This is a genomic window from Ochrobactrum sp. CGA5 (assembly GCF_006345815.1).
In the GTDB taxonomy this organism is placed as follows: domain Bacteria; phylum Pseudomonadota; class Alphaproteobacteria; order Rhizobiales; family Rhizobiaceae; genus Brucella.
Genome location: NZ_VCIG01000005.1, coordinates 81603 through 93853 on the forward strand (window position 1 = coordinate 81603; position 12251 = coordinate 93853).

Here is a 12251-nt window from a genome sequence, read left to right on the forward strand (position 1 = left end):
TCCTTTACGAAAACTGCTGTGTGGCTGCGCTCCGTTGCGGCGGCATGGGCAGGTAGACGGAGCGGTTGCGGATGCGACAGAGTGACAGGATAGGGATCAGGAACAGCGCCATATGTAGCCAAACTGTGATGACCCAGTCGGTCTGGTGGGAGATGGCGTGCATCGCAGGCACAATCGACAGCATATAAACCAGTTGCCCGAGCATTTCGCCTGCCATGGCTGTCTCCCAGAGCCGACGCATGACCCAGGCGAGCAACAGGAATTTCAATGCGCCGAAATACCAGAAGGAGGCGAATGCATCGACAAGACCGGTTTCGGTTGTGCCGGTGAGGGGATTGTAATCGCGGCTTGGTTGCGGCGTGTCGAGACGAAGCGAGTCCTTGATCCTGGAGCCGACCAGTTGGGCAGGTACAAAGGTGAACACGATGCGATTCCAGTGAAATTTGCCGTAGTCGAATTCCAGTCGTCGGTCGATCTCGTCGATGCGCTGCACGGCATTGCGCATTTCAAGCCCGCCGCGTTCCAGCGTTTCAGTGAAGTTGGCGGCGTAGTCGATCTGCATGATGTCATCGAGCACGAAGCCGGAAGCCGCGCGTGTGATCTGGCGGTAATCGCCCATGCTTGTCATCAGGAATGTGCCTGCCAAAATACCGATGAACATGATTATCCTTGGCACGACCATGCGGCGATAGAACCAGAAAGCGAGCAGAAACATCAGGAGGAGCTGGATTGCTTCGGCACGTTTCCCGGTCACCAGAATGCGGTCAAAATAGAAGACCAGATCGAACACGATGATGCCCAGGGCAAACCACGACGGACGTCGTGCAAAGCACAAAAGGGCGATTGCGAGGCCATAGGGCATGAGCTGCGCAAAAAACAGGTAGACCACTGGCATTCCGGTCATCTGCATGCCGATGGTGACGTCACCCGGAAGCCGGCTCAAGAGAAAATAGAACACGGCGCCGAATGCCGATAGGCCGCTCGCGGCCCAGATCAGCCTCTGTTCGCTGAAGCTCATGCAGAGGAATTTAATGGGGCGCTTTGCCATGCGCCAGCCGAGGAGCAGCATCGCAAGTGACAGAATGCCCATTATCATTGTCTTGGCATATGCCCCGGACGGCAGAAACTGGTCATGCACAAGAGCTGGAAGCTGCGGCAGCAGAAAGCCGAAGGTCATTGCGCCTGCAAGGAACGGAAACTGGTACATGCGTTCCTGTCGGGAGAAGAGACCGCCAGCCATGAGGTACAGGACGAAGCCAACGAAAATCCAGGTGAGGGAGAGATTCATTGTGTTCCCCCCGCTCCGCCGCATATGTCAGAAAAATCGAGCGCCGGTTCAGTTGACGAAAGGTCTCGGGGAAAGATCCGGCCTGAAAGCAGATACCAGCCAAGTTTCAAATATTCTTTGGCGATGAGTTCCACATCCGCTGGGGTTGTAGGAAATCCGGCCCAACCGTCATCGCCGCCTATGGGAGACGAGATGAAGTGCATCTGGGGGCAGGCGGCGCGAAAGCTCGCTATGGCGCGGCGTGAATGATACCAGTTGGTCACGATGACGGCGCTTCTCGCCCGTATTTTCCGCATGACGGGCGCGGAAAACCGCGCATTCTGCCACGTGCTGCCCGACTGGCATTCCACGAAGATCGCAGACGGCTTAACGCCGTTGCGCACCATGATCTGCTTGTTCGAAAGACAATCACCGTCACCTGTAACGAGGATGACCGGCGAGCGGCCGGCCTTCCAGAGGCGGGCGGCCTCCACCGCGCGGGGCGGTCCGTCTCCGCCGGGGACCACGATCACATCGGCTCTGCCGCCGTCGTCCTGCAAGGTGAGAACCGGTTCGGAGAAGAACATCGCAGCAAGCCCCATCAAAACGGCACAGGGCAGAATAAGGATAGCCATCATACCATACGCCGTTCTGGCGCGTCGGTTTTCAGCGGGTGCATGACCGCAGGAGATTCAGCGGGGAGCGCCAATTGGCGCTGGCGCTGTTCTTCCGTTTTGATGACGATCATGAACTCGTATGCTGAAAGCAGACGGCAATAGAGATAGCCGGGTTTGCCATCGAGAAAGCCGCCGCGCAGCACATACATGTATAAGAAGCGCAATGTGGGCCGGCACGGCAGATTGTAGGATAGGGACTTCATCGCCCGCCGCCGTCTTTCGGGATTAGCAGACAGGAGACCGCCCCAGTCGATGCGTCGCTCCAGCCGCCGTACTGCCGACAAATTCGCCTCGACGGATGAGTAGCGATTATGCTTGTCGTACCAGGCTTCGAGGCCTTTGTTGAAGCTGTAATGGATGAAATGGGCCTGCAACGCACCTTCCGGTCCGCCGCTGGCACGGGAATGTACGGAACGCTCGAAACGGACCCGGTCGGGCCTTACCAATCGGGTTATCCATGTCGGATAGAGGCTTGCATGACGAATCCAGCGCCCCATGAACATATTCTTGTAACGTGCTTTGAAGAAGACTTCGGGGCGCTCGGGATCGGCGGCGATCGCCAACATTTCATCCCGCAGATCCGTGGGGGTGATTTCATCTGCATCGGGCGTGTAGACCCAGTCATGCTTGAACTTGATTTCTGTCAGTCCGTACATGCGCTGGCGGTCTTCAGTGTCGTAGGCACGCTGGAAAACGCGGGCGCCTGCCGCCTCAGCAATCTCGACTGTGCGGTCGTTGCTGTAGGAATCGAGGATGACAATGTCGTCGCACCAGTCCAGGGAGGCAAGACAGGCGGGTAGGTTCACCTCTTCGTTCAGTGTCATGATAAGAACGGAAACATTCATGAAGTTGCCCCTGGAAAAGTGATTTTCGGTTTGGCGGATGGGGTGGCCTCGGTGATTGAGGGGCTGGCGATCCGACGCCCGCCTCTGGTCATGCGCAGCACGAAAAGTGTGTGCGCGGCAGCGGGCAGCGCCAGCGCTAGAAGCATCGACCAGACGGGCATGTCGAGCCTGATCGCGATATAGGCGAAGGCTCCGGCCAGGAAGTTGAGTGTCATGACCGCCAAGGCTGTTTGCCCGCAAGAAAGCCCCGCATCCATCAGCAAATGATGCAGATGCTGTCGGTCCGGCGAAAACGGGCTCCTGCGTGCGGACATGCGGCGCACGATCAGGCTCAACGTATCAATGACGGGCACGATGACGATCCAGATCAGGATAGGAAAGGCGATGGCCGTGGTGCCGCTCGCAAGAATGAGGATAAATCCGGCAAGGCCCGCGCCAAGCAAGGTGCTACCGCCATCGCCGAGGAAAAGGCTGGCTTTTGCGCGCCAGTGATGCCGCATGTTGAAGACGAGAAAGCCGAGGCATGCAGCGGTAAGAGCGAGCGCTTGCAGCCCGAGGCGATGTTCGCCGGTTCCGAAGCCGATAACAGCCAGCCAGAAAAAGGCGGCGGCACTCGACGACCCGGCAAGTCCATCCACGCCATCACTCATGTTGACTGCATTGACGAGCCCCACAATGAAGGCGAGCGCGATGATGAGGAAAAGCGGTCCGGTCAGAAACTGGATCGCCATGGCCTGGGCGGGCATGGCGGCTGTTCCGACGCCATCGGGAACAAGTCCGAGATAGGTCTGCCGTATCCCGGTGATAGCAATAATCAGGAGCGCTGCAAGCAACTGGATTGCGAGGCGTGGTGCGACAGGCAGGTTGAAGCGATCATCGAGAACGCCGGTGACAAGGATCAGCACAAGCCCCGGTAACAGGGTTACGGCGTTTGCATGACCCGAAACGCCGACTGCCAGAAATGCAGTTGCGGAAAAGGAAAGAAGAATAGCAATGCCACCGCAAAGCGGAACGTTTCCATCATGTCTTTTGCGGGCATCGGGAATATCAATCAAATGCCACTCGCGAGCCAAACCACGGAAACCGAGGCAGAAAGCAACGGAAAGAGCGAAAGCCAGAAGCGTGATCCAGGAAAGACTTGTCATGTCTCCTCCGCGGCGCGTGCAAAAACAAACTCTGGAAATTTTTACGCACTGACGCCGTGGTTCACGACTTGGCTTTAGAGCGTGCCGCATACTCCTTTCAGGTCAGGTGCTAACACCAAGGGCGACATTTCTTGCTTCTGACAAAAGGCTATTCTGAGTTTCATCAGGAGAATTGTGCCTGCGGACGCGCTTGCCGGTGCTGCGATGAAAGGGGGGCGAGAAGGTGATGCAGAAAACGCTTACCGTGCCAAAGAACAACTGTTGGAGCGGATCATGAATGGCGGTCGCAGAGGCTTCCTCATGGCGGCTCTTGAACAATATGCCGGGCTGCTCTTCAACTTTGTGACGCTAGCTGCGGTATCTCGTATTCTGGGGCCGGCAGAAACCGGAATGGGCATAATTGGCTTGAGCCTTGCGACGGTAGTATTTTCGCTGCGCGAGTTTGCCAGTCCAGAGTTCCTGATAAAGATCGACAAGGTACGCGATCAGGACATACGCACCTCGCTCACTTTTCTGATGGGTGTTACTGTTCTGCTGTCACTGATCCTCTATCTCGCACTGGGATATTTCGCCGAGTCCTATAACGATCCAAAACTAAAGCTTTTTCTCAGTATTACGATCGTGGCTGCGCTGATCGAAGGGCTGTCTTTACCAATCGTTGCATTGCTGAAGCGCGAGATGGCTTTTGGATCATTGGCACATATCCGCACGGCAGGGTCTGGTGCGGGTGCAATTCTAACGATTGCAATGGCTTTCAGTGGCTTCGGGCATATGTGTTTTGCCTTCGGGTTGTTGGCAAGTGCGCTGACGACAACGGTGCTTGCGGTCTCAATCTATCCTTTGAGAAATCTGTTCCGTCCGTCATTGGCCAGTTTCGGTACAGCATGGCGGTTCGGGATCTATCTTGGAGGCAATGCGGGACTGAACACGATTTGCATGACACTTCCGCAACTTCTCCTAGGGCGTTTCATGCCCATATCTGCTGTCGGAATTTATAATCGTGCCGACACGCTGAGCGGACTACCTGACCGCATTATTCTTTCTGCCGTTTTCACTGTGGCGTTCCCTACGCTTTCGCAGCAAGTCCGGGCTGGAGCGAATATCAGTCAGTCCTATATTCGTGGTTTGTCCTATATAACGGTTGCATACTGGCCTGCGCAGGCCTTGCTTGCGCTGCTTGCCTATCCGGCAGTGCACATCGTTCTCGGGCCCGATTGGTCAGAGTGCGTGCCCATCGTGGCCATTCTCAGCCTTGCCAGCCTTTTCTGGTTTCCAGTGGTTCTGACCTATCCCTTGCTGATGGCATTGGGTGAAAACCGTGAGGCTTTCCTGTCCAATTTGATTTCCCGGCTGGTCGCGCTCACCGTTATAGGTACTGCCGCACTTTACGGCCTGTTTGCCGTTGCGCTCAGTCAGTTCATCAGCCTGCCGATACAAATGGTCATAGCCATCGCTTTCGTGCACAGGCATGTGGACTTTTCCTATGCCGAGCTTGGCCGGGCATTGCTGAAAAGCGGTCTCGTTACCCTGATTACGCTGGCCATACCGCTCACAATGATTGTGGCTGACGGGTTCTCGCTGGAAATTCATTGGATCACGGGGATCGCGATGGGAATCCTCGCCGCAATCAGTTGGCTGGCTGCGCTGTTCGTGGTGGGGCACCCGTTTATTTCCGAAGTCAAACCCATGCTCGGCTGGCTTTTTGGAAGGTTCCGTGTGCGGCGTGTGCAATCATCGGCTTCGACGCCTGCGGAATAGGACAGCTGCTCATGGACAGATGCAAACTGGAACCGCCGACGATCGATGTGGTCATCCCCAATTTCAACTATGGCCGCTATCTTGCCAGCTGCGCCAACAGTGTCCTGCAGCAAACAGGCGTCAGGGTCCGCTTGCTCATCATCGATAATGCCTCGACAGATGACAGTGTTGAAGTCGCAAAGGCCCTTGCGGCCAGCGACAGCCGTGTCGAGCTGTTGCTTCGCCAGAAGAATGAGGGGCCGCATGCCTCGTTCAATGAGGGCATAGATTGGGCCACGTCAGAATATTTCCTGATCCTGTGTTCCGATGATCTTTTGGCGCGAGGAGCTTTGGAGCGGGCGACAAGGTTGCTGTCGCAACGCACGGATGTTCATCTCGCACACGGCGCGTCAGGCGGGCTAAGAGCCGATGATGGCGAACCCGGCGCGACCGCAGATGAGCCCGTCTATGACGAGTGGCGGATATGGTCAGGGCAAGAATTCATTGAATTCGCCTGCCGCCATGCGTTCAATCCGGTTACCGGTCCGACCGCGGTGGTAAGGACTGAGATCCAAAAACAGGCGGGACAGTACCGAACTTCGCTTTCCCATACCGATGATCTCGAAATGTGGCTACGCATCGCTACGTTTGGTGGCGTTGCCTCCACTAGCCGAATACAAGCCTTCGCGCGCTCGCATGCCCAGAACCAGTCAGCGACAGTCAATGGTATTCTATATTGGAATCGGGAGTTTGAGGCTGGCTTTAGGTCTTTCTTCGATCACGAAGGCGCCAGCTTGCCGCATCAGCGTCGCTTGTTCGCAATGGTGCAGGATTGTCTCGCTAAGCGGGCCTATTGGTCGGCGATCTCAAATCTGCCACACAAACCGAAGGTGGCGGGGTCTCTGATGGCGTTCGCGCTGAAGCGTGAGCCATTGCTGGCAGTCATGCCGCCTTTCGATTATCTGTTTAAACGGTCCATCTGGCGAAACGGACGCGGAGCCTAGAGCGCATCAATAAATGTCGTCCGGTTCAAATCCACCACGCTAGTTGGGGCGCAGTGACATGATGGCGGGTTCAACCGTCTTCGTGGTGGTATTGAGAAACGTCTCTCGAAGAAACTCTTCCTGCCGTGAAAGCTGGCTGCGATAGTGCTCGACCCCAGCTTTCACTTGCTTGGTTATTTCTGTTCGGTGCTCGAATGCAAAATCGACCTGAGAGAGGATAGTTTCGGGATCAAATCCGTCGATCCGGTGGCGGAATGCCGCCAGCCCGGTGTCCTGCAACAGGGCGTCGTTCTTGCTTGCATAAGCCAGCGAGATTGTAGGTCGTCCCATGGCAAGTGCGCAGACAATGTTGTGGTAGCGACTGGCGATGACGAGATCGGTTCCTGCGATCTGGTGCATAAGGTCGCGCAGCGATGCGGCTGGATCGAATGTGACTTTGTCTGCTTCAGCCGGGCCTAGCTGCCTCAATATATCGCGGGCCGCTTCCAAATCGCTCTTGTCTCCCATCAGCAGACGTACCTGACGCCCGCTGGTCAGAAGTCCATTCACCAGCTTCGTGATTTTGGCGACATAATCCCCATAGATGGCATCGCCATCTTTGTCCTTTTTTTTCCATCCACGGTACGTCATCACGCCTATGCCCACGCATTGAACTCCGCCGTCCCGATTTTCATCCGGGACCGTCGGCAGTGCAAAGGCAATATCTGCGCTGACGAAATCCTGAGGCGGGTCGACCCCAAGGTGTTTCATGAAGTCATGGGAAACCTGGTCCCGATAGGAACGGAAAGCCGCCAGCCTTGAAGCCCGACGAATGAAGAACCGGCTCAATGGATGATCGACTGGTCCGGCACCAATCGACACGAAAATCATGCGTGTGTTGGCAAGCTTGGCCGCCAGTGACCAGCGTAGCACCGTAAAGGGCCAGCCGAATGGGTTCTCGTTGAAGTCATCCAGTATGCCGGTGCCGGGTACAACGATGAGATCAAGCTGAGAGGAAACTAAAAACGCGCTGCAAAAGCCGACCGCTCGGCGGGGGAAATGCAACATTGCCTTGTTGATTGTTCTGAGCAGCCAGTTTGAAGAGGCGGCTTGCGAGACGGGGTAGACCGGGAGATCGAAGGTCTGTGCAACAGTGTCGGGCTTGGAGCAGATACAGATAAGCTTTGCATCGGGGTAGTTGCGCTTCAAGAGCTGCAACATTGCTTCCAGCGAACCGTCATTGCCGGTATTGCCAGAACCAAACTGCCCGAAAAGACCTATTCTCATGCGCGTGTCTCCCGCTACAGCTAAAAGCTAATGCGGAACGCATCGCGGGGAAAACTGGCAGAAGGGTGAACACCATCCTCTATTGTAGGATGGGGTGTACCCCTCATAGCCGAAATGCGCGGCACGGCAATTTCGGTACACTGGCCAGCGGTATATCCATTGCCCCCGATATACCGGAGTAAGGCTTCGGGGGAGTTGTTCCCTCGAAGTCTTGTCTCCTTGAAATGTCCCTCTGACAACAGTTCCGGGCGGCAACCAGGTTCTGGCCATGAAATGTGCTTACTTTGTCCGTCCTCACATCGGCGGAACCTATTCGGTCTTTACACGCCTGCGATCATCGCTTGGCCAGTCGGGCATAGAACTTCGCTGGCTTGCCGCGGGCGCTGCAGGCGATACGGTCAATGTGCCAACCGGGCAGGGGCTGGACGACGCCCTTCGCAAAGGCGATGCGATCGACCGGATGGGCGTTCTGGATGAAGAAACCCGCGCAAGGCATATGATCGATTTTCTGCGTGACAACCATTTCCAAGCCGTGTTCGTCAATGTTCTATCGAGCCGATTTGAAACCAATCTGGTCCGCTATCTGCCAGCCGATATTCTGCGCATCATGATCGTCCACAACATCACGCCCGGCACCTATGCTGCGGCGCGTGCGATCCGCGATCATGTTCATGCTACGGTTGGTGTCTCGAAACGCTGCCGCGACGATCTCGTGCACCAGCACGGTTTCGATGCCGCGCGTACGCTGGTCATTCCGCATGGACTGAACCGGGACATACATCTGTCGCGCAATTTTCCGAAAAAGGACGAATGCAGCCCGCTAAGACTACTTTATCTCGGTCGCATAGAAGACAGCCCGAAGGGCATTTTCTGGCTGCCTAGTATTTTGCGCGAGCTCCATTGTCCCTATCACTTGACAGTCGCCGGCAACGGTCCCGATCTCGCAGAGTTGCGGCATCGTCTTGCACCCTTTGGCGACAAGGTCAGTTTTAGCGGCTGGGTTGCGCCGTATGATGTACCATGGCTGGTGAGCCAGCATGACGTGATGGTCATGCCGTCGCGCTATGAAGGTTTCGGCCTTACGCTTATCGAGGCGATGAGCCAGGGATGCCCGGCGGTAGTATCCAAAATTGTCGGTGTGACCGATACTATTGTCACCGATGGGAAGGACGGACTTTTGTTTCCTGTCGGCGATTTCCGTCAGGCGGCGCGTCATATCGACCGGCTTGCGCGTGATCGTGAATTGCTTGCGGGCATGGGAGAGGCTGCCCAGCAGAAGGTTGAAACGGTTTTCGATAACGATACTGCCGGGCGCGCCTATGCGTGCCTTCTCGAAAACTTGACGAAGGATCAACCTGCAATTGCGCCGCCGCTGGCGCTTTCTCAATGGTCGATGCCGAATGCGCTTCATTCCAGTTTGCGCAGCCGCCTGCCGAAGCCGGTAAAGAACTGGCTGCGCCAGATGCGCGAACGTCTGCATACAAGATGGTCGGCCGCATGATCTGGGAATAAGAAAGGAGAAGGGGCATGAACCTTTTCACATCGCAGTTCCGCAATTCGCAATTGCTTGCCAGCAAGGCGCACGCGCTCATTCCGGGCGGTTGCCATACCTATGCCAAGGGCGACGACCAGTACCCGGTTTTGGCGCCGGGCTTCATCCAGCGCGGGTCCGGCTCGCATGTCTTCGACGTGGATGGCCACGAATATATCGAATATGGCATGGGCAATCGTGCGGTTGGGCTCGGTCACGCCTATCCACCCGTCGTGCGCGCTGTTCGTGATGCCTTACAGGACGGCTGTAACTTCACGCGGCCGAGCGCCATAGAAGTCGAATGCGCGGAAAGCTTTCTTGAGCTGATTGATGGCGCCGAAATGGTGAAATTCTGTAAGGACGGTTCGGACGCGACCTCCGGCGCAGTGCGACTGGCGCGGGCCTATACGGGACGCGACATGATTGCCTGTTGCGCCGACCATCCGTTCTTTTCGACCGATGACTGGTTTATCGGGACAACGAAAATGAATGCGGGTATTCCGGCCTCGGTTTCGGCTTTGACAGCGACCTTCCACTACAACGATATTGCGAGTGTTGAAGCCTTGTTCGAGGACTATCCGGGGCGCATCGCAGCCATCATTCTCGAACCCGCAAAGGCGGACGAGCCACAAAATAACTTCCTGCAGGAAGCAAGACGCATCGCTCATGAAAACGGGGCCTTGTTCATTCTGGATGAGATGATTACCGGTTTTCGCTGGCATCTGCGTGGTGCGCAGAAGCTATACGATGTCGAACCTGATCTTTCCTGTTTCGGCAAGGCGCTGGGCAACGGCTTTGCGATTTCGGCGCTGGCCGGCAAAGCGGAATATATGCAGCTTGGGGGGCTGACCCAGACCGACCATCCACGCGTGTTCCTGCTCTCGACCACGCATGGTGCGGAAACTCACGCTATGGCGGCGGCGATTGCCACGATGACGATCTATCGCGACGAGCCGGTAATCGAACGGCTCTATGAGCAGGGCTCCAAGCTGGCGGAGGGCGTGAATGCGGCGATTACCGGTCATGGGCTGCAGAAGCATGTTCGACTGTTCGGGCGTCCGTGCTGCCTGGCATATGGCACTCTTGATGAGAAAGGCCAGCCCTCGCAGGCATTTCGCACATTGCTTCTTCAAGAGACGATCAGGCGCGGCGTCCTGATGCCTTCTTTGGTGGTGAGCTATACGCATAGCGACACCGACATTGCGCGGACGGTGGATGCCATCGACGGTGCGCTTGGCATCTATGTCAGGGCGCTGAATGACGGGGTGGGTTCTTATTTAACCGGGCGCCCTTCGCAAGTGGTCTATCGCCGCTTCAATGAAGCGCCCGCCTATCCGCCGTCAATGCGATGATGCGAATTGCGTCTGCCTTGATCACCGTGGCTCTGCTGTCGTTGGCAGCAGGCTTTTCCCATGCGTCCGACTTGTTTCCGATCAAGGTCGCTCACGACCGGAGGATATTCGAGGATGCAACAGGCGAACCTTTTTTGTTAAATGGCGACACCGCTTGGTCGCTGATTGCGGAACTCAAGCGCGATGATGTCGAAATCTATCTGCAGGATCGCCGAAAGCGTGGCTTCAATGCCATTCTGGTCAATCTGGTTGAACACCAGTTCTCCAGTCATCCGCCAGCCAATGCCTATGGCGAGAAGCCCTTCAACGGTGATGCGTTCGGCGAACTCAATCCGAAATACTTCGATTATGCCGCTTGGGTGATCGGTCGGGCAGAACAGCTTGGTTTCGTCGTTTTTCTCGCGCCGGCCTATCTGGGGGTAAGCGGCGGCGATCAGGGCTGGTTCAACAATGTCGAGATCGCGGGCCCGCAGAAAATGCGCCTCTATGGCCAGAAAGTAGCCGAACGATTTCGGCAATACTCCAACATTGTCTGGGTTTTGGGAGGCGATTTTAACACACCGGACGAGAAACTGGTTTCCAGCCTGGCCGAGGGGATCATGAAGATCAGCCCGTCCTCACTGAAAACCGTTCACCCCAGCCCCGAGACAGACACTGCCGAGATTTGGGGCAAATATAGCTGGTTCTCCTTCGATACGCTCTACAGCTACAAGGACATTCATACCGGAATGATCGCTCGTACTGCGGGCGACGTCGCCATGCCGGTCATACTGTTGGAGACATTCTACGAGAGGGAACGGGAGTCGACACCGCAAACCATCCGGCGAAACGCCTATGGTGCCTTACTGGGCGGCGCTGCGGGACATTTCTTTGGCAATAATCCTATCTGGCATTTCAACAGTTCCGGCCTGTTCGCCTACGATGGCACTTGGCGCGACGCACTCAACAGTCCGGGCGCACGGTCGATGACGGCTCTAAAGGCGCTGTTTGCAAAAATGCCCTGGCAGCAATTACAGCCAGATCGTGAAGACCGCCTCGCCGTGAATTCGGAAAGCTACGGCTCTTTCCTGCCTGATGGGAGCTTGTCGGTGATCTATGGTGATGCCAATGGCTTTGCGGTGCAAAAGGATGCGGTAAAAATCGGTCAGAAGGCCGTCTGGTATGACCCCTTTTCCGGCAAATTTGCTGATGCAGACGCGCCGAAGATCGAGGGCAGGATTGTAACCTATATGCCGAAGCAAGCGAAAAATTCAGGTGGTGGAACCGATTGGCTTTTGTTGATTGGCACTGCAGCCCGCTTGAAGGACATCCAAAGGAGGTAGGCAATACGTCCTTTCACGCTTTTCATACACGCTTGTCCTAACCGGACATGCCTTCGGTCAAGTCGTCGCTCCTGTCCTCTCTGGCTAACATGCATTTATCAAAGC

Annotated in this window: 10 protein-coding genes; 5 read left to right on the forward strand and 5 right to left on the reverse strand. The window is 56.1% G+C overall.

What is annotated here, in order from left to right:
* Positions 1-4: 4 nt before the first annotated feature.
* Genes FJQ48_RS05170 through FJQ48_RS05185 form a run of 4 tightly spaced genes read right to left on the reverse strand, consistent with a single transcriptional unit; the run spans position 5 to position 3934 of the window.
* A complete protein-coding gene (locus FJQ48_RS05170; protein WP_139974139.1) occupies positions 5-1288 on the reverse strand; it encodes a hypothetical protein in 1284 nt (427 codons plus the stop codon).
* Positions 1285-1905 carry a YdcF family protein gene (locus tag FJQ48_RS05175; protein WP_139974140.1) on the reverse strand — a complete coding sequence of 207 codons (621 nt, stop codon included), beginning with the start codon at positions 1903-1905 and terminating at the stop codon, positions 1285-1287. The genes FJQ48_RS05170 and FJQ48_RS05175 overlap by 4 nt, the downstream gene beginning before the upstream one ends.
* Entirely contained in the window at positions 1902-2789 is an 888-nt protein-coding gene (locus FJQ48_RS05180; RefSeq protein ID WP_139974141.1) for a glycosyltransferase family 2 protein, read from the reverse strand. The genes FJQ48_RS05175 and FJQ48_RS05180 overlap by 4 nt, the downstream gene beginning before the upstream one ends.
* Complete coding sequence (locus FJQ48_RS05185) at positions 2786-3934, reverse strand: MraY family glycosyltransferase (protein ID WP_139974142.1); 1149 nt, start codon at positions 3932-3934, stop codon at positions 2786-2788. The genes FJQ48_RS05180 and FJQ48_RS05185 overlap by 4 nt, the downstream gene beginning before the upstream one ends.
* Before the next feature lie 273 nt (positions 3935-4207).
* Between FJQ48_RS05185 and FJQ48_RS05190 the strand changes: the two genes are divergently transcribed.
* Together FJQ48_RS05190 and FJQ48_RS05195 are read left to right on the forward strand one after the other, a co-directional pair.
* Positions 4208-5692 carry an oligosaccharide flippase family protein gene (locus tag FJQ48_RS05190; RefSeq protein WP_139974600.1) on the forward strand — a complete coding sequence of 495 codons (1485 nt, stop codon included), beginning with the start codon at positions 4208-4210 and terminating at the stop codon, positions 5690-5692.
* A gap of 11 nt (positions 5693-5703) precedes the next feature.
* Positions 5704-6675: a glycosyltransferase family A protein gene (locus tag FJQ48_RS05195; RefSeq protein WP_139974143.1), complete on the forward strand. Its 972-nt coding sequence runs from the start codon at positions 5704-5706 to the stop codon at positions 6673-6675.
* A gap of 39 nt (positions 6676-6714) precedes the next feature.
* Here the strand turns inward: FJQ48_RS05195 and FJQ48_RS05200 are convergent, their stop codons facing one another.
* Positions 6715-7941, reverse strand: a complete 1227-nt coding sequence (locus tag FJQ48_RS05200) for a polysaccharide pyruvyl transferase family protein (protein ID WP_139974144.1) — start codon at positions 7939-7941, stop codon at positions 6715-6717.
* A 268-nt stretch (positions 7942-8209) separates the two neighbouring features.
* On the opposite strand from FJQ48_RS05200, the gene FJQ48_RS05205 reads away from it, so the two are divergent.
* The 3 genes from FJQ48_RS05205 to FJQ48_RS05215 are packed head-to-tail and all read left to right on the forward strand — an operon-like array spanning position 8210 to position 12146.
* Entirely contained in the window at positions 8210-9442 is a 1233-nt protein-coding gene (locus tag FJQ48_RS05205; protein ID WP_139974145.1) for a glycosyltransferase family 4 protein, read from the forward strand.
* Between the two features lie 26 nt (positions 9443-9468).
* Positions 9469-10824: a glutamate-1-semialdehyde 2,1-aminomutase gene (locus FJQ48_RS05210; protein ID WP_139974146.1), complete on the forward strand. Its 1356-nt coding sequence runs from the start codon at positions 9469-9471 to the stop codon at positions 10822-10824.
* Positions 10821-12146 carry a DUF4038 domain-containing protein gene (locus FJQ48_RS05215; protein ID WP_139974147.1) on the forward strand — a complete coding sequence of 442 codons (1326 nt, stop codon included), beginning with the start codon at positions 10821-10823 and terminating at the stop codon, positions 12144-12146. The genes FJQ48_RS05210 and FJQ48_RS05215 overlap by 4 nt, the downstream gene beginning before the upstream one ends.
* Positions 12147-12251 lie beyond the last annotated feature (105 nt).